The 20736-nt window shown below is 55.8% G+C and carries 25 protein-coding genes; 7 read left to right on the top strand and 18 right to left on the bottom strand.

The window, feature by feature from the left end; translation table 11 throughout:
* From CW267_RS02280 to fkpA, 9 genes are all read right to left on the bottom strand, one after another.
* Positions 1-214, bottom strand: a 214-nt coding sequence (locus tag CW267_RS02280) for a GTP-binding protein (protein ID WP_227256966.1), incomplete at its 3' end; no start/stop codon positions are given.
* A 69-nt stretch (positions 215-283) separates the two neighbouring features.
* On the bottom strand, positions 284-2398 hold the full coding sequence (gene fusA / locus CW267_RS02275; RefSeq protein WP_008807045.1) for an elongation factor G: 2115 nt from the start codon (positions 2396-2398) through the stop codon (positions 284-286).
* Between the two features lie 96 nt (positions 2399-2494).
* Positions 2495-2965, bottom strand: coding sequence for a 30S ribosomal protein S7 (rpsG, locus tag CW267_RS02270; protein WP_008807044.1), 471 nt, complete (start codon positions 2963-2965; stop codon positions 2495-2497).
* Positions 2966-3061: 96 nt separating this feature from the next.
* Positions 3062-3436: a 30S ribosomal protein S12 gene (rpsL, locus tag CW267_RS02265; protein WP_002920115.1), complete on the bottom strand. Its 375-nt coding sequence runs from the start codon at positions 3434-3436 to the stop codon at positions 3062-3064.
* Between the two features lie 124 nt (positions 3437-3560).
* Complete coding sequence (gene tusB, locus CW267_RS02260) at positions 3561-3848, bottom strand: sulfurtransferase complex subunit TusB (protein ID WP_008807043.1); 288 nt, start codon at positions 3846-3848, stop codon at positions 3561-3563.
* 7 nt (positions 3849-3855) lie between these two features.
* On the bottom strand, positions 3856-4215 hold the full coding sequence (gene tusC / locus CW267_RS02255) for a sulfurtransferase complex subunit TusC (RefSeq protein WP_008807042.1): 360 nt from the start codon (positions 4213-4215) through the stop codon (positions 3856-3858).
* Positions 4215-4601 carry a sulfurtransferase complex subunit TusD gene (gene tusD / locus CW267_RS02250; protein ID WP_008807041.1) on the bottom strand — a complete coding sequence of 129 codons (387 nt, stop codon included), beginning with the start codon at positions 4599-4601 and terminating at the stop codon, positions 4215-4217. The genes tusC and tusD overlap by 1 nt, the downstream gene beginning before the upstream one ends.
* Positions 4601-5323 carry a transcriptional regulator gene (locus tag CW267_RS02245; protein WP_002920130.1) on the bottom strand — a complete coding sequence of 241 codons (723 nt, stop codon included), beginning with the start codon at positions 5321-5323 and terminating at the stop codon, positions 4601-4603. The genes tusD and CW267_RS02245 overlap by 1 nt, the downstream gene beginning before the upstream one ends.
* A 168-nt stretch (positions 5324-5491) precedes the next feature.
* Entirely contained in the window at positions 5492-6322 is an 831-nt protein-coding gene (gene fkpA, locus CW267_RS02235) for an FKBP-type peptidyl-prolyl cis-trans isomerase (protein ID WP_022064590.1), read from the bottom strand.
* Positions 6323-6544: 222 nt separating this feature from the next.
* Here fkpA and CW267_RS02230 point away from each other — a divergent pair, with 222 nt between their 5' ends.
* Positions 6545-6763 carry a protein SlyX gene (locus tag CW267_RS02230; RefSeq protein WP_002920136.1) on the top strand — a complete coding sequence of 73 codons (219 nt, stop codon included), beginning with the start codon at positions 6545-6547 and terminating at the stop codon, positions 6761-6763.
* Between the two features lie 58 nt (positions 6764-6821).
* Here the strand turns inward: CW267_RS02230 and slyD are convergent, their stop codons facing one another.
* The 4 genes from slyD to kefG all read right to left on the bottom strand — a co-directional run bounded on the left by slyD (position 6822) and on the right by kefG (position 10073).
* A complete protein-coding gene (gene slyD, locus CW267_RS02225; RefSeq protein ID WP_008807039.1) occupies positions 6822-7412 on the bottom strand; it encodes a peptidylprolyl isomerase in 591 nt (196 codons plus the stop codon).
* Positions 7413-7505: 93 nt separating this feature from the next.
* Entirely contained in the window at positions 7506-7706 is a 201-nt protein-coding gene (locus CW267_RS02220) for a YheV family putative zinc ribbon protein (protein WP_002920143.1), read from the bottom strand.
* An 11-nt stretch (positions 7707-7717) separates the two neighbouring features.
* Entirely contained in the window at positions 7718-9523 is a 1806-nt protein-coding gene (gene kefB, locus CW267_RS02215) for a glutathione-regulated potassium-efflux system protein KefB (protein WP_008807038.1), read from the bottom strand.
* Positions 9510-10073, bottom strand: a complete 564-nt coding sequence (kefG, locus tag CW267_RS02210) for a glutathione-regulated potassium-efflux system ancillary protein KefG (RefSeq protein ID WP_008807037.1) — start codon at positions 10071-10073, stop codon at positions 9510-9512. Before kefG ends, kefB begins: the two co-directional genes overlap by 14 nt.
* 173 nt (positions 10074-10246) lie before the next feature.
* Here kefG and CW267_RS02200 point away from each other — a divergent pair, with 173 nt between their 5' ends.
* From CW267_RS02200 to CW267_RS02180, 4 genes are all read left to right on the top strand, one after another.
* Positions 10247-12151 (top strand): ABC transporter ATP-binding protein, encoded by a 1905-nt coding sequence (locus CW267_RS02200; protein ID WP_032740262.1) that lies wholly within the window; start codon positions 10247-10249, stop codon positions 12149-12151.
* A 225-nt stretch (positions 12152-12376) separates the two neighbouring features.
* Positions 12377-13375, top strand: a complete 999-nt coding sequence (locus CW267_RS02190; RefSeq protein WP_162493231.1) for a hydrolase — start codon at positions 12377-12379, stop codon at positions 13373-13375.
* Entirely contained in the window at positions 13372-13590 is a 219-nt protein-coding gene (locus tag CW267_RS02185; protein ID WP_002920151.1) for a YheU family protein, read from the top strand. The genes CW267_RS02190 and CW267_RS02185 overlap by 4 nt, the downstream gene beginning before the upstream one ends.
* A gap of 36 nt (positions 13591-13626) precedes the next feature.
* Entirely contained in the window at positions 13627-14496 is an 870-nt protein-coding gene (locus CW267_RS02180) for a phosphoribulokinase (protein ID WP_008807033.1), read from the top strand.
* A 55-nt stretch (positions 14497-14551) separates the two neighbouring features.
* Here the strand turns inward: CW267_RS02180 and CW267_RS02175 are convergent, their stop codons facing one another.
* The gene (locus CW267_RS02175; protein ID WP_004202200.1) at positions 14552-14956 is read right to left on the bottom strand and encodes an OsmC family protein; all 405 of its coding nucleotides are present in this window, start codon (positions 14954-14956) and stop codon (positions 14552-14554) included.
* A 306-nt stretch (positions 14957-15262) separates the two neighbouring features.
* Here CW267_RS02175 and crp point away from each other — a divergent pair, with 306 nt between their 5' ends.
* Positions 15263-15895 (top strand): cAMP-activated global transcriptional regulator CRP, encoded by a 633-nt coding sequence (gene crp / locus CW267_RS02165; protein WP_000242758.1) that lies wholly within the window; start codon positions 15263-15265, stop codon positions 15893-15895.
* Between the two features lie 51 nt (positions 15896-15946).
* Entirely contained in the window at positions 15947-18025 is a 2079-nt protein-coding gene (locus tag CW267_RS02160) for a YccS/YhfK family putative transporter (RefSeq protein WP_044613555.1), read from the top strand.
* Here the strand turns inward: CW267_RS02160 and argD are convergent.
* From argD to CW267_RS02140, 4 genes are all read right to left on the bottom strand, one after another.
* The gene (gene argD / locus CW267_RS02155) at positions 18015-19235 is read right to left on the bottom strand and encodes a bifunctional acetylornithine/succinyldiaminopimelate transaminase (protein ID WP_008807030.1); all 1221 of its coding nucleotides are present in this window, start codon (positions 19233-19235) and stop codon (positions 18015-18017) included. The two genes, CW267_RS02160 and argD, sit on opposite strands and share 11 nt — an antisense overlap.
* 90 nt (positions 19236-19325) lie before the next feature.
* Positions 19326-19889, bottom strand: a complete 564-nt coding sequence (gene pabA / locus CW267_RS02150) for an aminodeoxychorismate synthase component 2 (protein WP_008807029.1) — start codon at positions 19887-19889, stop codon at positions 19326-19328.
* A 32-nt stretch (positions 19890-19921) separates the two neighbouring features.
* A complete protein-coding gene (locus tag CW267_RS02145; RefSeq protein ID WP_008807028.1) occupies positions 19922-20524 on the bottom strand; it encodes a putative adenosine monophosphate-protein transferase Fic in 603 nt (200 codons plus the stop codon).
* Positions 20514-20681, bottom strand: coding sequence for a YhfG family protein (locus CW267_RS02140; RefSeq protein ID WP_012540423.1), 168 nt, complete (start codon positions 20679-20681; stop codon positions 20514-20516). Before CW267_RS02140 ends, CW267_RS02145 begins: the two co-directional genes overlap by 11 nt.
* Between the last annotated feature and the right edge of the window lie 55 nt (positions 20682-20736).

Here is a 20736-nt window from a genome sequence, read left to right as displayed (position 1 = left end):
TGTCATATTCAACGTGAGAGGTGTTGATGGTGATACCACGAGCTTTTTCTTCCGGTGCGTTATCGATCTGGTCGAATGCACGAGCAGAACCACCGTAGGTTTTAGCCAGAACGGTAGTGATGGCAGCAGTCAGGGTAGTTTTACCATGGTCAACGTGGCCGATAGTACCAACGTTGACGTGCGGTTTTGTACGTTCAAATTTTTCTTTAGACACGGCTATATTCCTTACTATAGTGCTCTCCCCTTCGGAGAGAGCACGGGACTTAGGTTTTAATCCTGTGGATTATTTACCACGGGCTTCAATAACGGCCTGAGCAACGTTGTTCGGCGCATCATCATACTTCAGGAATTCCATGGTGTATGATGCACGACCTTTGGTCAGAGAACGCAGCTGAGTTGCATAACCGAACATTTCGGACAGCGGTACTTCAGCGTGGATCTTAACGCCGGTTACTTCGGATTCCTGACCGCGCAGCATACCGCGACGACGGCTCAAGTCACCGATAACATCACCAGTGTTCTCTTCCGGAGTTTCTACTTCAACCTTCATGATCGGCTCAAGCAGAACTGGTTTTGCTTTCTTAAAGCCTTCTTTAAAGGCAATAGACGCAGCCAGTTTAAACGCCAGCTCAGAGGAGTCAACGTCGTGGTAAGAACCGAAGTGCAGACGGATACCCATATCAACTACCGGGTAACCTGCCAGCGGACCAGCTTTCAGCTGTTCCTGGATGCCTTTATCAACGGCCGGGATGTATTCGCCAGGAATTACACCACCTTTGATGTCGTTGATGAACTCGTAACCTTTCGGGTTAGAGCCCGGCTCCAGCGGGTACATGTCGATCACAACGTGACCGTACTGACCACGACCACCAGACTGCTTGGCGTGTTTACCTTCGATATCGGTAACTTTCGCGCGAATCGCTTCACGGTAAGCAACCTGAGGTTTACCGACGTTCGCTTCAACGTTGAATTCACGCTTCATACGGTCAACGATGATGTCGAGGTGCAGCTCACCCATACCGGCGATGATGGTCTGGTTAGACTCTTCGTCAGTCCATACGCGGAATGACGGGTCTTCTTTAGCCAGACGACCCAGAGCCAGACCCATTTTTTCCTGGTCAGCTTTGGTTTTCGGCTCAACGGCGATGGAGATTACCGGCTCAGGGAATTCCATACGCTCCAGAATGATCGGCGCATCCGGGTCACACAGGGTGTCACCAGTGGTTACGTCTTTCAGACCGATAGCAGCAGCGATGTCGCCCGCGCGAACTTCTTTGATCTCTTCACGTTTGTTAGCGTGCATCTGTACGATACGACCGAAACGCTCACGTGCAGCTTTCACGGAGTTCAGTACGGTATCACCAGAGTTAACCACACCGGAGTACACACGGAAGAAGGTCAGGTTACCAACAAACGGGTCGGTAGCGATTTTGAACGCCAGTGCAGAGAACGGCTCTTCGTCGCTTGCGTGACGCTCAGCCGGGGTATCTTTACCGTCGTCCAGAATACCGTTGATTGCCGGAACATCAACCGGGGATGGCAGGTAATCAATTACCGCATCCAGCATCGCCTGAACACCTTTGTTCTTGAACGCAGAACCGCAGGTTACCAGGATGATTTCGTTGTTCAGAACACGCTGACGCAGAGCTTTTTTGATCTCTTCTTCAGTCAGTTCTTCACCACCCAGGTATTTCTCCATCAGCTCTTCGGAAGCTTCCGCAGCGGACTCGATCAGGTTCTGGTGCCATTCGTCAGCCAGGTCCTGCATGTCAGCCGGGATATCTTCGTATTCGAAGGTAACGCCCTGGTCTGCATCGTTCCAGTTGATGGCTTTCATTTTCACCAGGTCAACAACACCGGTGAAACCTTCTTCAGCACCAATCGCCAGCTGCAGCGGAACCGGGTTCGCGCCCAGACGGGTTTTGATCTGACCAACAACTTTCAGGAAGTTCGCACCCATGCGGTCCATTTTGTTAACGAACGCAATGCGCGGAACTTTATATTTGTTTGCCTGACGCCATACGGTTTCAGACTGTGGCTGAACACCACCAACTGCGCAGTAAACCATTACCGCACCATCAAGAACACGCATGGAACGTTCTACTTCGATAGTGAAGTCAACGTGCCCCGGGGTGTCGATGATGTTTACACGGTGCGGTTCATACTGCTTAGCCATACCAGACCAGAATGCAGTAGTCGCAGCGGAAGTGATGGTGATACCACGTTCCTGCTCCTGCTCCATCCAGTCCATGGTAGCGGCGCCGTCATGAACTTCACCGATTTTGTGGTTTACACCGGTGTAGAACAGAATACGTTCGGTAGTAGTGGTTTTACCGGCGTCGATGTGCGCACTGATACCGATGTTACGGTAGCGTGCGATGGGTGTTGTACGAGCCATTTGATTCCTCGTTTATTTCTTTAGGCGTTCAGTTAAGTTATCCAGAGCGGGCGACTCATCTGAAGCGCCCGCCTGGTGACTATGACTCCGAAGGGATTACCAACGGTAGTGTGCGAACGCCTTGTTGGCTTCGGCCATACGGTGAACGTCTTCACGTTTCTTAACTGCAGTACCTTTGTTGTCTGCAGCATCAGTGAGTTCGTTCGCCAGGCGCAGAGCCATGGATTTATCACCGCGTTTACGAGCAGCTTCAACGATCCAACGCATTGCCAGAGCATTACGACGAACCGGACGAACTTCAACTGGAACCTGATAAGTAGAACCACCAACGCGGCGAGACTTAACTTCTACAGTCGGGCGCACGTTGTCGAGAGCGACTTCGAAAGCTTCCAGTTCATTTTTACCAGAGCGCTGAGCCAGGGTCTCCAGCGCGCTGTATACGATTGCTTCTGCAGTAGATTTTTTACCATCTACCATCAGGATATTGACAAATTTAGCCAGCAGTTCTGATCCGAACTTCGGATCCGGCAGAATTTTACGCTGACCAATGACGCGACGACGTGGCATGGAAATACTCCGTTGTTAATTCAGGATTGTCCAAAACTCTAAGAGTTTAGTATGACATTAAGGTAAATCAGTTTGGCCTTACTTAACGGAGAACCATTAAGCCTTAGGACGCTTCACGCCGTACTTGGAGCGAGCCTGCTTACGGTCTTTAACGCCGGAGCAGTCAAGCGCACCACGAACGGTGTGGTAACGAACACCCGGAAGGTCTTTAACACGACCGCCACGGATCAGGATCACGGAGTGCTCCTGCAGGTTGTGACCTTCACCACCGATGTAGGAGGTGACTTCGAAACCGTTAGTCAGACGCACACGGCAAACTTTACGCAGTGCGGAGTTCGGTTTCTTAGGAGTGGTGGTATATACGCGAGTACATACGCCACGTTTCTGCGGGCAGGCTTCCAGCGCAGGCACGTTGCTCTTTGCAACTTTGCGTGCGCGTGGTTTGCGTACCAGCTGGTTAATTGTTGCCATTAAATAGCTCCTGGTTTTAGCTTTTGCTTCGTAAACACGTAATAAATCGCCTCATATAATATGAGGACGCAGAATTTTAGGGCGGTGCCGAAAAGGTGTCAAGAAATATACAACGATCCCGCCATCACCAGGCCAGCTGACCGGCATGTTTTACCGTGAGTCTGACGAAATCAGTATAGCTAACCCTACCGACACTGTCCGCAATTTGACCAGCCAGCCCGCGGGCGTCAACGTCGTCTTGCAGCACATAGAGGGTTATGGGGGCGGATTGCAGGATCTCAAGGAAGCGACCGCCGGCGATGGCCGCCGTGACGCCATCAGACAGCAATAACAGATCGTCGCCGTGATCCATCACGCGAAGCATTGCTGCGATATCGGCATGCCAGGGAGAAACACTGAGCGTATGGAGCATGGGGACCTCAGAAACGCAAAATCACATCAAATTCATGCAGACGGGCGCGCAGGGCATCCGGCGCCAGGCATTCGACATCCACCGCCCACGGAGTAGCGGGGTCCAGACCGCGCTCCCGCGCGGAGTCGGCACACAGCCAGCACTGATCGATATCATACAGTGACAGCAGTTTAAAGGTGGCTATGTAGTCGCGAGCCAGCACTGCACCCGGCCGTTGATCGGGCAGCAGTTGAAAAACGCCGTCGCCTACAAAGAACACGCCAATCTCGTCGGTGAGCGCGGAGGTTGCTAATAAGGCATCGAGCCCTTCCCTGCCGGCGGCGCTGCCGTGCGGCGCGGAGGAAAAAATAAAAGCCACACGTTTCATCAGAACTGCACCATCCGATCGCAAGTGAGCGCGGCTTCCGCCAGCGCGCCGAGCCCGCTCAGCGTGAAACCCGGCTGCAAATTGTGGCTGGCCAGCGCGAGCTGTTGCGCTTCACGTTCGTCCGTTACGCCTCGACGTAAGGCTGCCGCCACGCAGATGTGCAATGCCACACCTTGTTCATCGTGCAGTGACTGCCATGCGCGCACCAGATCGAACTCATCGCTGGCGGGCGCCGTCAGCTGATTAGCGTTGAGTACGCCTTCGCGATAGAAAAAAACACATGCCAGTTCATGACCTTCCTGCAATACGGCCTGGGCAAACTGCCAGGCGCTGCTCGCCTGCTGGGTCCCATAGGCAGGGCCAGTCACCGTGAGGGCAAAACGCATTACTTATCCAGCCCCTGGAAATCGCCGCTCTTGAACTGGCGGATATAGAGGTAGACGGTATGCTTGGAGATATTCAGACGATCGGCCACCTGGTTAATGGCGTCTTTGATATCGAAGATCCCTTTTTCGTAGAGATTCAGCACGATTTGGCGGTTTTTCGCATTATTAGACACGCTGCGATCGGCGTTCACCTCTTCAATGGTGAATTCCAGCGTCTGCGCGACCAGATCGTCAACCGAGGAAGCAAAGTTCACCGGTGAGTTGACCTCCGGCGTTTCTGGCGGAATAAAGGTGCTCATGATCTGGGAAAAAGGCACATCCAGATTCATGTTGATGCACAGCAGACCGATCACCCGATGATCGCGATTGCGAATGGCTATCGTCACCGACTTCATCAGTACGCCGCTTTTGGCACGGGTGAAGTAGCATTTGGAAACGCTGCTATCGGCGCCCGTCATATCGTGCAGCATGCGCAGCGCAAGATCGGTAATCGGTGAACCGATTTGGCGGCCGGTATGTTCACCATTGGCGATACGGATGGCAGAGCATTTAAGATCCTGCAAAGAATGCAGCACGATTTCACAGTGCGAACCGATGAGCATCGCCAACCCGTCCACCACCGCTTCATAAGATTTAAGAATATCGAAATCGGTCTGGTCAAAGGGACGTTGATCCAGCAGGTCAAGCTCGCTGGTTTCGTTGGTTAAAAGCGACCTGGACATGAAAAAAAGCACTCCTTTTCAGGAGCCTGTCGTTATTGTCAGGGCAGGCTCATCATCATTATTAAGCTATCTAAAGTAATACAGCGCCTGAGGATCTTTCCAGTTTTAATTATATCTGCGCTCAATAAAAAAGCCGCCGCCTCTGACGAGACGGCGGCCTGAACCCGATTACTTCTTAGCGTCAGCGTTCGCGTCTGCGGCTTTCGCGTCGCCAGCGGCTTCCGGCTGTGCATCCGCCTTCGGCGCCGGTTTGATATCCAGCAGTTCTACGTCAAAGACCAGCGTAGAGTTGGCCGGGATCCCCGGAACGCCGGTTTTGCCGTAAGCCAGATCCGGTGGAATGACCAGCTTGATTTTACCGCCTTTCTTGATGTTCTTCAGGCCTTCCGTCCAGCCCGGGATCACGCCGTCCAGGCGGAAAGAGAGCGGCTCACCGCGGGTATAAGAGTTATCAAACTCTTTACCGTCGATCAGGGTGCCTTTGTAGTTAACCACCACGGTGTCGCTGTCTTTCGGCGCATCACCAGTGCCTTCTTTCTCGACTTTATACAGCAGGCCAGTTTTCGAGGTTTTCACGCCCTTCTCTTTAGCAAAGCTATCGCGGAAGGTTTTGCCTTTGGCTTCGTTCTCAGTCGCGTCTTTTTCCATTTTCTGCTGAGCCGCGGTCTTCACGCGCGTTTCAAAGGCCTGCAGAGTCTGTTCGATCTCCTGGTCGGACAGCTTGCTCTTATCGGCAAACGCGTCCTGTACGCCGGCGATCAACTGGGCTTTGTCCAGCTTAATGCCCAGCTTTTCTTGTTCTTTCAGGGAGTTTTCCATGTAACGCCCGAGAGACGCGCCCAGTGCATAGGCGGATTTCTGATCGTCATTTTTAAATGCCGATTTACTCTCAGCCGCTGGGGCTGCCTTCGCCGCCGTATCCGCAGCAAAGGTCAGCGGTGCATTCAGGGCGACGGCCATTGTGGTCGCCAGCAGCGTTACTTTAAACAGTGATTTCATCCATTTCTCCAGGGCCGGGGCCTCTCACCCCAGGGTTATCGTAAAAAGCAAAAAACGTACTATAGAACGTTGCCGTTAAAATCTACATACGGACGTTCCTGAATATCGCCTCTTTTAGGACTATTTTTGTATGAATAAGTTTCCTGTCAGACGCAGCGATGCTGCGCGAAAAGAGAAACTTAAGTAGAATCCGCTCGCAGGATCAGACTAAAGAGGTTACCCATGCACGATAGCACATTAGAAACGCGCCTTGCAGAGCTGGAAAGCCGGCTGGCGTTTCAGGAAATCACCATCGAAGACCTCAATAAAACCGTGACCGCCCACGAGATAGAGATGGCGAAGATGCGGGAGCATATGCGTCTGATGATCGAGAAACTGAAGGCGACCCAACCGTCCCATATCGCCTCTCAGGCAGAAGAGACGCCGCCTCCCCATTATTGAGACGTAAAAAAAGCGGGTTTCCCCGCTTTTTTTGGCTATCCGCGCGAACGCGACGCCATTAGTGGCAACCGCAACCGCCGTTACCGCAACCACCTTTGCCGTGTTCATGGTCGTGACCATGATCGTGGCCGTGGCCGCCGCAGCAACCGTCATGACCATGGTCATGATCGTGATCGTGGCCATGAGCGCCATGCACGTGACCATGCTCCAGCTCTTCAGCCGTTGCTTCACGAATAGCGACAACTTCCACATTGAACTTCAGGTTCTGGCCAGCCAGCATGTGGTTGCCATCAACCACAACGTGGTCGTCTTCAACTTCAGTGATTTCTACCGGTACTGGACCCTGATCGGTTTCCGCCAGGAAGCGCATACCAACCTGCAGTTCATCAACGCCCATAAAGACGTCTTTCGGTACACGCTGCACCAGGTTTTCGTCATACTGGCCGTAAGCGTCGTTAGCGCCGACAGCTACGTCAAATTTGTCGCCCACTTCGTGGCCATCCAGCGCGTTTTCCAGGCCGGAAATCAGGGAGCCGTGACCGTGCAGGTAATCCAGCGGCGCGCTTACCGGAGACTCATCAACCAACACACCGTCTTCTGTACGTACCTGATAGGCCAGGCTGACCACCAGGTCTTTTGCTACTTTCATGATATCTCCTGAGATGGGAAGAATAGTGGCGCAGATTGTAGCGGAATTCTGCAGCCGTGTACCCTCTAGCTTAAAAAAAGCCGACGGATAACGCTAGTCGGGATGAAAAATGCCAATCACCTGCTCCTCTTTGCGTACATGCTCGCGGGCCTCTTTATCCGCCTCACGCATTTGGTGACCACACTTAACGCATTCAACGACATCGACATTATTCTCACGCCACATCGCCAGCGAATCCTGCGCCTGGCACGCCGGACATTTCGCCCCGGCAATAAAACGTTTACGCACTGCCATATGATTTACCTTTATTCAAACTCGTCCCAGCCGTCCAGCTGCCGACTTTCTTTCTGCATTTCACGCTGAAAAATCTCTTCCAGTTCGCGTCGGGCTTCCCGCACGCGAGATACCTGTACCGTATCAGTATGCACTGGCATTAACTCGCGCAGCATTCGCATATCGAGCCGTCGGAAGTGCAGTTGCGCGCGCTGGGCCTGGTGAGGATGCATCCCCAGGGTGATGAGCGCTTTGCGCCCCAGTTCCAGTGCACTGGAGAAGGTTTCACGAGAAAACTGCGTCACACCGGCCTGCAGCAGCTCATGCGCCTCAACGCGACCGCGTGCGCGGGCCAGAATATGCAGATGTGGAAAGTGTTGTTGACACATTTCCACCAGCCGCATGGTGTCTTCCGGCTCATTACAGGTGATGACGATCGACTGCGCCTCTTCCGCTCCCGCCGAGCGCAGCAGCTCCAGCTGGGTGGCATCGCCAAAATAGACTTTGTAGCCATAGTTTCGCATCAGATTCACCGCGCTGATGTCCCGCTCCAGCACTGTAATACGCATCTTATTGGCCATCAGCAGGCGACCGATAACCTGACCAAAGCGACCAAACCCGACAATAATCACCTGCGGCTTGTCATCCTCCACCCACGGCGCCTCATCGGTATCATCTGCCGGATTCAGCCGTCGCGACAATAGCTTATCTATCCCCTTCATCAGCAGCGGCGTCGTCATCATCGATAACGTCACCGCCACCAGCAGCAGCGCCATCTGGTCATGCTGGAACAACCGCTGAGAGGCGGGCAGCGAAAAGAGGACAAACGCGAACTCACCGCCCTGGCTTAATACGCCCGCAAACTGCATCCGCTCTGAACTTCGCAGGCCATAGAGACGGGCCAGGAGATAGAGCACCAGCATTTTTACCGCCACCAGCACCGCCACACTCACCGCCACCCACAGCAGATGGGTATACAGCACGCCAAGGTTCAGCGCCATGCCGACGGAGATAAAGAACAGCCCAAGCAGCAGCCCCTTGAACGGATCGATAGCGATTTCCAGTTCGTGGCGATACTCGCTTTCCGCCAGCAGCACGCCGGCGATAAAGGTACCCAGCGCCATCGACAACCCCAGCGCCTCCATAAACAGCGCCGACCCAAGGACCAGCAGTAGCGTGGCGGCAGTAAATACTTCCCTGACCCCTGAGCTGGCGATGAAACGGAACACCGGCCGCAGCAGATAGCGTCCGCCAATCAGCATCCCGGCAAAGGCCAGGACCTTCATACCGACCGTCAGCCAGTTAACATGCTCATCCGCGGAACCGGCCAGCAGGGGCACCAGCGCCAGCGCCGGGATCACCGCCAGATCCTGAAACAGCAGGACCGAAAAGCCTAACTGCCCCGATTCGCTGCGGCTCATTCCCTTCTCACGCATCAGCTGCAGCGCCATGGCGGTGGAAGACATCGCCAGGCCGATCCCGCCGACCACCGCCGCCTGCCATGAAAACCCGGTCGTCATCAGCAGACCGCCAAGGATCGCCGCGCTGAGCATCACCTGCGCCGCGCCGACGCCGAAGATGGAGCTCCGCAGCCGCCATAGCTTGGCCGGATTAAGCTCCAGGCCGATGATAAACATCAGAAACACCACACCGAGCTCAGAGAAATGGAGAATTTCATCCACATCGCTGATAAACCCAAGTCCCCACGGGCCAATCGCAATCCCGGCCAGCAGATAGCCCAGCACCGCGCCAATACCCAATCTTGAGGCCAGAGGTACGGCAATAACGGCGGCGAACAAAAAAAGAACGCCCGCCAGCAGCAAATCAGATCCCGCCATGTATACCTCCGGCGGTAAGGGGATTGGCCAGCCAGTCCCGGTAGGCTCGAGCGCGGCTACGCAATTCCTCTGGCTGTTGCCGCCGGGCCCAGTAGACAATAATGGGGCTCATCCAGTGCATACGGCACATGCCGGCGGTCAGTTCAAAAGGACGTAAAATATCGTTCATCGGATAGCGATTGGCATCGCGACGGTAGGCGCTCTCAGGTTCGCCGGTGGTGATCACACTACGCCAGTACTTTCCCGCCAGTTCGTTTCCTCCGGCACCGCTGGCGAAGCCGCGGCTTAACACACGATCCAGCCACTCCTTGAGCAGCGCCGGACAGCTCCAGGTATATAAAGGATGCTGGAAAACAATCACCTCATGCTGGCGCAGCAGGTCCTGTTCATGAGCGATATCGATAAAAAAATCCGGATAGTGCGCGTAAAGATCGTGCACGGTGACGTTCGGCAACTGTAAGGCCGGCTCTAATAAAACCCGGTTGGCCACGGAATCATGAGATTCTGGGTGGGCATACAGCAGCAACACTTTCGCTGTCTGAGACATCATTCCCCTCCCGTAGGTCTTCTGGCGGCCTGCGCATCCCCGGTGTTCTGACACCGCCAGAATGACTTTGTGTATCGTCTTCGTTTTGGGCTACCATGGCGGCCCGGTGAAGCGATTCGCTTCCACACTACATTATCATAATGACAAATTAACATAGTCTGAACATACGGCGCCTTATGATTGTTTTCTCCTCGTTACAAATTCGTCGCGGCGTACGCGTCCTGCTGGACAACGCCACCGCTACCATCAACCCTGGCCAAAAGGTCGGTCTGGTGGGCAAAAACGGCTGCGGGAAATCGACGCTGCTATCGCTTTTGAAAAACGAGATAAGCGCTGACGGCGGCAGTATGACCTTTCCAGGCAGCTGGCAGCTGGCATGGGTGAATCAGGAAACCCCGGCGCTGCCTCAGCCGGCTATCGATTATGTTATTGATGGCGATCGTGAATACCGCCAGCTGGAAGCCGCGCTCCAGCAGGCAAATGAGCGCAACGACGGCCATGCCATCGCCACGGTCCACGGCAAGCTGGACGCCATCGACGCCTGGACCATCCGTTCGCGCGCTGCCAGCCTGCTGCACGGTCTGGGATTCAGCAACGAACAGCTGGAGCGGCCAGTCAGCGATTTTTCCGGCGGCTGGCGTATGCGCCTTAACCTCGCCCAGGCGCTGATTTGCCGCTCCGATCTGCTGCTGCTCGATGAACCGACTAACCACCTCGACCTCGATGCCGTCATCTGGCTCGAAAAATGGCTTAAGGGTTACACAGGTACGCTGATCCTGATCTCCCACGATCGCGATTTTCTCGATCCTATCGTCGACAAAATTATCCATATCGAACAGCAGACGATGTTTGAGTACACCGGTAACTACAGCTCGTTCGAAGTGCAGCGCGCTACCCGTCTCTCTCAGCAGCAGGCGATGTACGAAAGCCAGCAGCAGCGCGTTGCGCATCTACAAAGTTATATCGACCGCTTCCGCGCGAAGGCCACCAAGGCCAAGCAGGCGCAAAGCCGTATCAAAATGCTGGAGCGGATGGAGCTTATCGCCCCGGCGCACGTAGATAACCCATTCCACTTCAGTTTCCGCCAGCCAGAGAGTCTGCCTAACCCGCTGCTGAAGATGGAGAAAGTCAGCGCCGGCTACGGCGAGCGTATTATCCTCGACTCCATCAAGCTCAATCTGGTGCCGGGCTCGCGCATCGGCCTGCTGGGCCGCAACGGCGCCGGGAAGTCGACTCTGATTAAGCTGCTGGCGGGTGAACTCCAGCCGGTGAGCGGCGAGATCGGTCTCGCAAAAGGTATCAAGCTCGGCTACTTCGCCCAGCATCAACTGGAGTTCCTGCGGGCCGATGAATCACCGATACAGCATCTGGCTCGCCTGGCGCCGCAGGAGCTGGAACAAAAGCTGCGTGATTATCTGGGCGGCTTTGGTTTTCAGGGCGATAAGGTCAGCGAAGAGACCCGCCGCTTCTCCGGTGGAGAAAAAGCGCGCCTGGTACTGGCCCTGATCGTCTGGCAGCGCCCTAACCTGCTGCTGCTCGATGAACCGACCAACCACCTTGACCTCGATATGCGTCAGGCCTTAACCGAAGCGCTGATCGACTTTGAGGGAGCGCTGGTTGTCGTGTCGCACGATCGTCACCTGATCCGTTCCACCACCGACGATCTGTACCTCGTCCATGACGGTAAAGTCGAGCCGTTCGACGGCGATCTGGAAGATTATCAGCAGTGGCTCAGCGATTCGCAAAAACAGGAATCACAGAGCAGCGACGCGCCAAAAGAGAGCGGCAACAGCGCCCAGGCGCGCAAGGACCAGAAGCGTCGGGAAGCGGAACTGCGCAGCCAGACCCAACCGCTGCGCAAAGAGATCGCCCGTCTGGAAAAAGAGATGGACAAGCTCAACGCGCAGTTGGCCAGTGCGGAAGAAAAACTTGGCGACAGTGAGCTTTATGACGCCTCACGTAAAGCCGAACTAACCGAATGCCTGCAGCAGCAGGCCAGCGCGAAGTCCGGGCTGGAGGAGTGTGAAATGGCCTGGCTGGAGGCCCAGGAGCAGCTGGAGCAGATGCTTCAGGAAGGCTAATATTGACTTCCTCATCCTGCCTGCGCGTACGATGCCGCTGGCAGGGTGGGTTTCTGCCCTCTCCATGGCCTGCCATCAGTGACATCAATGATTTGTTTTTGCTGTAACCTGGCGTCGCTGGCCACAAGACCACATATTGGCTAACCCCTGTGCGCCCTGCGCGGTATAGTCATCATCACGTTTATTAATTGTTCTGGTGCTATGGTTGAAATCATCCCCACAGACATGACGCCCCCCGAAAACGATTCGCGTGAGTTCCATCCGATGCGCGGCGTGGGCAATCGTCATCTGCAAACCATGCTGCCGCGGCTGATCCGCCGTAAATTGCGCTTTACCCCGCACTGGCAGCGCCTTGAGCTGCCGGACGGCGATTTTGTCGATCTGGCCTGGAGCGAAGACCCGCATCAGGCGCGCCATAAGCCGCGCCTCGTCGTCTTTCATGGTCTCGAAGGAAGCCTGCACAGCCCGTACGCCCATGGTCTGATCCATGCGGCGATGCAGCGCGGCTGGCTGGGCGTGGTTATGCATTTCCGCGGCTGCAGCGGCGAACCTAACCGCAATAACCGCATCTATCACTCCGGCGAAACAGAAGATGGCACCTGGTTTCTGCACTGGCTACAGCGCGAGTTTGGCCCCGCGCCGACCGCGGCCGTCGGCTATTCACTGGGCGGCAATATGCTGGGCTGCCTGCTGGCAGAAGAAGGCGACCGCTGCCCGCTGGATGCGGCGGTGATCGTCTCCGCGCCTTTTATGCTGGAAGCCTGCAGCTATCATATGGATAAGGGCTTCTCGCGGGTTTATCAGCGCTATCTGCTCAATCTGTTAAAAGCCAATGCCTCACGCAAGCTGAAAGCGTATCCTGGCTCACTGCCTGTCGATTTACGCCAGCTTAAAGGGATGCGCCGCATCCGGGAATTTGACGATATGATCACCGCCAAAATCCATGGTTTCGCCGATGCGCTGGATTATTACCGGCAATGCAGCGCCATGCCGCGGCTCAGCGATATCACTAAGCCAACGCTCATCATTCACGCGAAAGACGATCCATTTATGGATCACCACTCCATACCACCGCAGGAGCAACTGCCGGCGAACGTTGAGTATCAATTAACTGAGCAAGGCGGCCACGTTGGTTTCGTCGGCGGCACCCTGCGTAAGCCGGAGATGTGGCTGGAAAGACGCATCCCGGACTGGTTAAACCGTTGGCTGGAGGTCCCCGTATGATTATTCCCTGGCAGGATCTGGATCCCGAAACGCTGGATAACCTGATTGAAAGCTTTGTGTTACGTGAAGGCACCGATTATGGTGAACATGAACGTTCACTTGCCGATAAAGTCGCCGATGTAAAACAGCAGTTGAAACGCGGAGAGGCGGTTCTTGTGTGGTCGGAACTGCATGAGACGGTCAATATTATGCCGCGCGCGCTGTTTAACGGCTAAGGCGACGCCACTACATCGTTTAACCAGGGAGTTGTTATGTCTGCCAAACATCCGGTGATCGCCGTCACGGGCTCCAGCGGCGCGGGCACTACCACCACCAGCCTTGCCTTTCGCAAAATCTTCGCGCAGCTAAACCTGCACGCCGCGGAGGTGGAAGGCGATAGCTTTCATCGCTACACCCGCCCGGAAATGGACATGGCGATCCGCAAGGCGCGGGATCAGGGCAAACATATCAGCTACTTTGGCCCGGAGGCGAACGACTTTGGCCTGCTGGAGCAGACCTTTGTCGACTATGGCCGCCACGGAAAAGGCCAGTCGCGGAAATACCTGCACACCTATGACGAAGCCGTACCGTGGAATCAGGTGCCAGGGACTTTCACCCCCTGGCAGCCGCTGCCGGAGCCGACAGACGTACTGTTCTATGAGGGGCTGCACGGCGGGGTTGTCACGCCGCATCATGATGTCGCCAGCCATGTCGACCTGCTGGTCGGCGTAGTGCCTATCGTTAACCTCGAGTGGATCCAAAAGCTTATTCGCGACACCAGCGAGCGCGGCCACTCCCGGGAGGCGGTGATGGACTCAGTCGTCCGCTCGATGGAAGACTACATCAACTTCATTACCCCGCAATTTTCCCGCACCCATATCAACTTTCAGCGCGTGCCGACGGTAGACACTTCCAACCCGTTTGCCGCGAAAACTATTCCCTCGCTGGACGAGAGCTTTGTGGTGATCCATTTCCGTAACCTGCAGAATATCGACTTCCCCTGGCTGCTGGCGATGCTGCAGGGGTCGTTTATCTCGCACATGAACACGCTGGTGGTGCCGGGCGGTAAAATGGGGCTGGCGATGGAGCTTATCATGACGCCGCTGGTCGAGCGCCTGATGGAAGGCCGCAAGATCGGCTAAAAGAAAAAACCCCGGCCAGGCCGGGGTTGAGATGCTTCACAACGGCAGGCGAAGACTACGCCTCGATCACTTCATAGGAGTGGGTGATCTTCACCGCTTTTTCCAGCATCAGCGCCACCGAGCAGTATTTCTCTGCCGACAGATCCACCGCCCGGGAGACCGCGGCATCTTTCAGCGCCTTACCGGTGACGATAAAGTGCAGATTAATATGCGTAAACAGACGCGGCGCCTCTTCGCGGCGCTCCGACGTCAGCTTCACTTCGCAGTTGGTCACCTCATGGCGACCTTTTTGCAGAATAGAAACCACATCGATCGCACTGCAACCGCCCGCCGCCATCAGCACCATCTCCATCGGGCTGGGTGCCTTATCCCCGGAGTTGCCATCCATCAGAATCTGGTGTCCTGACGCGGACTCCCCGATAAAGGTTAACCCTTCAACCCATTTCACACGCGCTTGCATAAAATTTAACTCCAGTATCGCAATTTTCCTGTCAGATTACGCGCACATAACAATTCTCGCAACGGAAGGCGACCTGCGTCATGCTGAAGCGAGACACCAGGAGACATGCGGCGAAAGCTATGCTAAAACAGTCTGGATGCTACAGTATTACATTGATGTACTGCATGTATGCAGAGGAGTTCACATTACGGGCTGTCGAAAAATCATCAGCCAGCTTCCCAGGTATAGGGAAACAATACGATTGCATGCCCGGACGCCGTGTAGTGTCGGCGCCCGGAGATAGCTTATAACAGAGGATAACCGCGCATGGTGCTTGGCAAACCGCAAACAGACCCTACCCTTGAATGGTTCTTGTCTCATTGCCACATTCATAAGTACCCATCAAAGAGCACGCTGATCCACCAGGGTGAAAAAGCAGAAACGCTGTACTACATCGTTAAAGGCTCCGTGGCTGTACTCATCAAGGATGAAGAAGGTAAAGAGATGATCCTCTCCTACCTCAACCAGGGCGATTTCATCGGTGAATTAGGCCTGTTTGAAGAGGGTCAGGAGCGTAGCGCCTGGGTACGGGCGAAAACCGCATGTGAAGTGGCCGAAATCTCTTATAAGAAATTCCGTCAGCTGATCCAGGTTAACCCGGACATTCTGATGCGCCTCTCTTCGCAAATGGCTCGCCGTCTGCAGGTCACGTCTGAGAAAGTGGGCAACCTCGCCTTCCTCGACGTGACGGGCCGTATCGCCCAGACGCTGCTGAACCTGGCGAAGCAACCTGATGCCATGACCCACCCGGACGGTATGCAAATTAAAATTACCCGTCAGGAAATTGGTCAGATCGTCGGCTGCTCTCGTGAAACAGTTGGCCGTATTTTGAAAATGCTGGAAGATCAGAACCTGATTTCCGCACACGGTAAAACTATCGTCGTCTACGGCACCCGTTAAGTTGCTAAGCGGCGTATTGCTCCTGCAGTACGCCGTTTTTGTTTTTCCCTCATGTGGCGCAGGCTGATTTACCACCCGGAAGTCAACTATGCACTGCGGCAAACGCTGGTGCTGTGTCTGCCTGTGGCCATCGGTCTTCTGCTCGGCCATCTCCAGCAGGGGCTGTTGTTTTCCTTAGTGCCCGCCTGCTGCAACATTGCCGGTCTTGATACCCCACATAAGCGCTTTTTCAAACGTCTGATTATCGGCGGCTGTCTGTTTGCCGGATGCAGTCTGGTGGTGCAGTTGCTGCTCGCTCAGGCCATTCCCCTGCCGCTTATTCTCAGCGGCCTGGCGCTATTGCTCGGCGTCACCGCGGAGATCAGTTCGCTGCACGCGCGCCTGCTGCCCGCGTCGCTGATCGCCGCTATCTTTACCCTGAGCCTGGCGGGCAATATGCCCATCTGGGAACCACTGCTGATCTACGCTTTCGGTACGCTGTGGTACGGCGTGTTTAACTGGCTCTGGTTCTGGCTGTGGCGCGAACAGCCGCTGCGGGAGTCGCTCAGCCTGCTTTACCGGGAACTGGCTGACTATTGTGAAGCCAAATACAGTCTGTTGACCCAGCATACCGATCCGTCGACCGCCCTGCCGCCGCTGCTCACCCGCCAGCAGAAGGTAGTCGACCTGATTACCCAGTGCTATCAGCAGATGCATATGCTGGCCGCCAACCAACGCAACGACCACAAGCGTCTGCTGCGGGCGTTCCAGGTTGGGCTGGATCTACAGGAACATATTTCGGTTAGCCTGCATCAGCCAGAAGAGGTGCAAAAGCTGGTGGAACGCAGCCATGCCGAAGCGGTGATCCGCTGGAATGCGCAAACCGTCGCTGCCCGCCTGCGCGTGCTGGCGGATGATATTCTCTATCATCGCTTTCCGCAGCGCTTTCAGATGGATAAACAGATTGAGGCTCTGGAAAAGATCGCCCGCCAGCATCCGGACAACCCGGTCGGTCAGTTCTGCGCCTGGCACTTTAGCCGTATCGCCCGGGTGCTGCATACCCAGCGCCCCCTGTATGCCCGGGATCTGATGGCCGACAAAGAGCGTCGTTTACCGCTGTTTCCCGCGCTAAAGAATTATCTGTCGCTGAAATCACCCGCACTGCGCAATGCCGCCCGCATCAGCGTGATGCTGAGTGTCGCCAGCCTGATGGGCAACGCCCTGCATTTGCCGAAGCCCTACTGGATCCTGATGACGGTACTCTTCGTCACGCAAAATGGCTACGGCGCCACGCGGGTGCGAATTGTTCACCGGGCGGCGGGAACGCTCGCCGGTCTGGTCATCGCCGGGCTAACCTTGCACTTTCACGTTCCGGAGAGCTATACCCTGAGTGGCATGCTGCTGATTACCCTGCTCAGCTATCTGATCATCCGTAAACACTATGGCTGGGCGATGGTAGGCTTTACGGTGACGGCGGTGTATACCCTGCAACTGCTGACGCTCAACGGCGAACAGTTTATTATCGCCCGGCTTATCGACACGCTTATCGGCTGCCTGATCGCCTTCGGCGGGATGGTCTGGCTGTGGCCGCAGTGGCAGAGCGGCCTGCTGAAAAAAAACGCCCACGATGCGCTGGAGGCCGACCAGCAGGCGATTCGCCTGATCCTCAGCGCCGATCCAAAAGCCCCCGCGCTGGCCTATCAACGCATGCGCGTCAACCAGGCGCATAACGCGCTCTACAACTCCCTGAATCAGGCGATGCAGGAGCCCGGGTTTAATACCCACTACCTGGAAGATATGAAGCTGTGGGTGACGCACAGTCAGTTCATCGTCGAACACATCAACGCTATGACCACCCTGGCCCGGGAGCATACGATGCTCACCCCGGATCTTGCCCAGCGCTATCTCGAATCTTGTGAGATTGCCTTGCAACGCTGCCAGCAGCGGCTGGACAGCGATGGTCCCGGCAGCGCAGGGGATGCCAATATTCTGGAGTCGCCGGAAACAGAGGTGCCGAACGGTCCGTTAAGCACCCTGGAGCAACACCTGCAACGCATTCTGGGCCATCTGAACACCATGCATACCATTTCGTCAGTGGCATGGCGTCAGCGGCCGCATCATGGCATCTGGCTGCGGAAGATCAGCCGTTAATCACCTTTGCCACTGCCTGGGCAAAACGCGCCATCCCCTCGGCGATATCCTGCTCGTCGATGATCAGCGAGGGAACAAAACGCATCACGTCCGGCCCGGCGTTGAGCACCATGACGCCGGCTTGCGCAGCGGCATAGAGGAAATCACGCGCGCGGCCCTTGTGCTGCGGCTTGAGTTCGGCGCCAATCAGCAGGCCCATCCCGCGAATATCACTGAACAGATCAAATTCAGCATCCAGCTGCTGCAGGTGTTTGACGAACAGTTCGCGCTTCGCGCTCACGCCATCCAGCACCGCCGGGGTATTGATTAGATCGAAGGCGGCGTTGGCGACCGCGCAGGCCAGCGGGTTGCCGCCGTAGGTTGAGCCATGGGAACCCGCATGGAAGGCGCTGGCGATCTCATGGGTGGTCAGCATGGCGCTGACCGGGAAGCCGCCGCCGAGCGCTTTGGCGCTGGTCAGAATATCCGGCGTCACACCGTAATGCATATAGGCGAACAGCGATCCGGTACGCCCCATACCGCACTGCACTTCATCAAAGACTAACAGCGCCTGGTGCTGATCGCACAGCTCACGCAGCCCCTGCAGGAAGGCCGGCGTCGCTGCCGTCACGCCGCCTTCGCCCTGAATCGGCTCCACCACCACTGCGCAAGTGTGGTCATCCATCACCGCTTTTACCGCCTGCAGGTCGTTGAAGGGAACATGGACAATATCCGCCGGTTTCGGGCCGAAACCATCGGAGTACTTCGGCTGCCCACCGACGGAAACGGTAAACAGGGAGCGGCCATGGAAGGCATTATGGAAGGCAATGATTTTGGTTTTATACGGGCTATGGCGGGTCACCGCATAGTGACGCGCCAGCTTAAAGGCCGTTTCATTGGCTTCCGTACCGGAGTTCATAAACACCACGCGCTCGGCGAAGGTGGCCTCGACAAGTTTACGTCCCAGACGCAGCGCTGGCTCATTGGTAAAGACGTTGCTGGTGTGCCACAGCGTTTCGCCCTGCTCGTGGAGCGCCGCTACCAGCGCCGGGTGGCAATGGCCGAGCGCCGTCACCGCGATACCACCGGCAAAATCAACATACTCTTTGCCCTGCTGATCCCAGACGCGGCTGCCTTTCCCTTTCACCGGGATGAATTCTGCTGGTGCATAAATCGGCAAAATAACTTCATCGAATGTGGCGCGGGTGATTGCCGGTTGTTCAGTTGCCATGTCTTGCCCATCCCTCTTCGTTATGCAGATGTAATCATGAAAATATAATCACAAAATATGCATAAAAAATCAGTCAATGGCAACTGAAAATCACCGCTTCAGAAAGTTTTCCAGCAATTGATGGCCCTGCTCGCTGAGGATGCTTTCCGGATGAAACTGCACGCCCTCAAGATCCCAATCGCGGTGGCGGATCCCCATAATCTCAGCGCTGGCGCTGCGGGCGGTAACGATAAACTCGGGCGGGAGCGTCGGCGGATCAATCACCAGCGAGTGATAACGGGTCACCGTCAGGGGATTATTCAGCCCCTGAAACACCCCTTCGCCGTTATGCTCGATAAGCGAGGTTTTACCATGCATCACCTGTGCCGCCCGTACGATGGTCGCGCCAAACGCCTGGGCTATCGCCTGGTGCCCGAGACAGACGCCCAGTAGCGGCGTTTTCCCCGCATAGTGGCGGATAACCGCGAGGGAAATCCCCGCCTCATTCGGCGTGCAGGGGCCTGGCGAGATCACGATTTTCTCCGGCGCCAGCGCAGCTATCTCCTCCAGCGTCAACGCATCATTGCGCCTGACCAGTACTTCCGCACCCAGTTCGCAGAAGTACTGATACAGATTCCAGGTGAAAGAGTCATAGTTATCGATAAGCAGGATCATAGCGGCTCCGGAACAATCAAAACCGGGCTATTCTACTCAGATTCCCGCGCTTCGCTTACCACTTTGCGAAAGATCGCCACCAGCGGAGCCGGATCGCCCATCGCGCTCTGCTGGCAGGCCGCGCTCCAGCCGGCGGGGTCGACGTCACGCCAGTCAAGCAGGTAGCCGGCATGTATCGCCAGCTGTTCAAAGAAAATGCGCTGGGTCAGGCCATTGCCAAGACGAAAAGGATGCAGCACATTAATTTCGCCATAGAACCAGCTCAGGCGTTCGATAAAGGTCTCGCGCGGCAGGCCATTGAGATAATCCTCCTGCTCAAGGGCCTGCATCAGGGCGTTCCCCTCCTCCTCGATCCGGGCAAAGTGGCAGAACGGCGTATCGCCCAGATAGAGGTTCACTTCACGCAACCGGCCGGCCCAGTCAAACAGATCCTGATACAGCTGATGATGAATCGCGCATAGATAGGGTAAGCCGCGCACCCGCGGCCCCAGCGGCAAGGTTGCCGCCCGCAACGCCGTCATCTCAAAGGCGGCCTGTTGCAGATTTTTAGCCTGCCGGATGCCGAGGCGGTTGCGCAGGACATTCAGCGCCGGGTAGAGGTAAGGATCGCGTTCATCGCCGAATTTATCGCTCATACTCCCTCCGCAGCGTCGCCAGACGCGCCAGCGCCTCTTCGGCAGTCAACGTAACCAGCGGCACCGTCACGCCTTCAAGGCGACGACTGGCCTGAAAATTGGTATTGCGTGTCTGTTCCCAGAGTCGGGATTTTTGCTTTTCGGTGAGTGGACGCATCGTCGCCCCCCTTATCGTCCCCTGTGTGCCACAAGTATAAGCAGCAATTTCAGGT

The organism is Klebsiella sp. X1-16S-Nf21 (assembly GCF_002837615.1).
GTDB lineage: Bacteria > Pseudomonadota > Gammaproteobacteria > Enterobacterales > Enterobacteriaceae > Klebsiella > Klebsiella variicola.
This window is presented reverse-complemented; position numbering and strand designations above follow the sequence as displayed.

What these genes read in the sequence shown, in the direction of transcription:
- slyD (WP_008807039.1), bottom strand. Translation starts at nt 7,412, where the DNA reads ATGAAAGTAGCAAAAGACCTGGTGGTCAGCCTGGCCTATCAGGTACGT.
- CW267_RS02185 (WP_002920151.1), top strand. Translation starts at nt 13,372, where the DNA reads ATGATTATTCCCTGGCAGGATCTGGATCCCGAAACGCTGGATAACCTG.
- CW267_RS02140 (WP_012540423.1), bottom strand. Translation starts at nt 20,681, where the DNA reads ATGCGTCCACTCACCGAAAAGCAAAAATCCCGACTCTGGGAACAGACA.
- pabA (WP_008807029.1), bottom strand. Translation starts at nt 19,889, where the DNA reads ATGATCCTGCTTATCGATAACTATGACTCTTTCACCTGGAATCTGTAT.
- CW267_RS02200 (WP_032740262.1), top strand. Translation starts at nt 10,247, where the DNA reads ATGATTGTTTTCTCCTCGTTACAAATTCGTCGCGGCGTACGCGTCCTG.
- argD (WP_008807030.1), bottom strand. Translation starts at nt 19,235, where the DNA reads ATGGCAACTGAACAACCGGCAATCACCCGCGCCACATTCGATGAAGTT.
- CW267_RS02220 (WP_002920143.1), bottom strand. Translation starts at nt 7,706, where the DNA reads ATGGCAGTGCGTAAACGTTTTATTGCCGGGGCGAAATGTCCGGCGTGC.
- fusA (WP_008807045.1), bottom strand. Translation starts at nt 2,398, where the DNA reads ATGGCTCGTACAACACCCATCGCACGCTACCGTAACATCGGTATCAGT.
- fkpA (WP_022064590.1), bottom strand. Translation starts at nt 6,322, where the DNA reads ATGAAATCACTGTTTAAAGTAACGCTGCTGGCGACCACAATGGCCGTC.
- kefB (WP_008807038.1), bottom strand. Translation starts at nt 9,523, where the DNA reads ATGGCGGGATCTGATTTGCTGCTGGCGGGCGTTCTTTTTTTGTTCGCC.
- CW267_RS02180 (WP_008807033.1), top strand. Translation starts at nt 13,627, where the DNA reads ATGTCTGCCAAACATCCGGTGATCGCCGTCACGGGCTCCAGCGGCGCG.
- CW267_RS02145 (WP_008807028.1), bottom strand. Translation starts at nt 20,524, where the DNA reads ATGAGCGATAAATTCGGCGATGAACGCGATCCTTACCTCTACCCGGCG.
- tusC (WP_008807042.1), bottom strand. Translation starts at nt 4,215, where the DNA reads ATGAAACGTGTGGCTTTTATTTTTTCCTCCGCGCCGCACGGCAGCGCC.
- CW267_RS02230 (WP_002920136.1), top strand. Translation starts at nt 6,545, where the DNA reads ATGCACGATAGCACATTAGAAACGCGCCTTGCAGAGCTGGAAAGCCGG.
- rpsL (WP_002920115.1), bottom strand. Translation starts at nt 3,436, where the DNA reads ATGGCAACAATTAACCAGCTGGTACGCAAACCACGCGCACGCAAAGTT.
- rpsG (WP_008807044.1), bottom strand. Translation starts at nt 2,965, where the DNA reads ATGCCACGTCGTCGCGTCATTGGTCAGCGTAAAATTCTGCCGGATCCG.
- tusD (WP_008807041.1), bottom strand. Translation starts at nt 4,601, where the DNA reads ATGCGTTTTGCCCTCACGGTGACTGGCCCTGCCTATGGGACCCAGCAG.
- kefG (WP_008807037.1), bottom strand. Translation starts at nt 10,073, where the DNA reads ATGATGTCTCAGACAGCGAAAGTGTTGCTGCTGTATGCCCACCCAGAA.
- CW267_RS02245 (WP_002920130.1), bottom strand. Translation starts at nt 5,323, where the DNA reads ATGTCCAGGTCGCTTTTAACCAACGAAACCAGCGAGCTTGACCTGCTG.
- tusB (WP_008807043.1), bottom strand. Translation starts at nt 3,848, where the DNA reads ATGCTCCATACGCTCAGTGTTTCTCCCTGGCATGCCGATATCGCAGCA.
- CW267_RS02160 (WP_044613555.1), top strand. Translation starts at nt 15,947, where the DNA reads ATGTGGCGCAGGCTGATTTACCACCCGGAAGTCAACTATGCACTGCGG.
- CW267_RS02175 (WP_004202200.1), bottom strand. Translation starts at nt 14,956, where the DNA reads ATGCAAGCGCGTGTGAAATGGGTTGAAGGGTTAACCTTTATCGGGGAG.
- CW267_RS02190 (WP_162493231.1), top strand. Translation starts at nt 12,377, where the DNA reads ATGACGCCCCCCGAAAACGATTCGCGTGAGTTCCATCCGATGCGCGGC.
- crp (WP_000242758.1), top strand. Translation starts at nt 15,263, where the DNA reads ATGGTGCTTGGCAAACCGCAAACAGACCCTACCCTTGAATGGTTCTTG.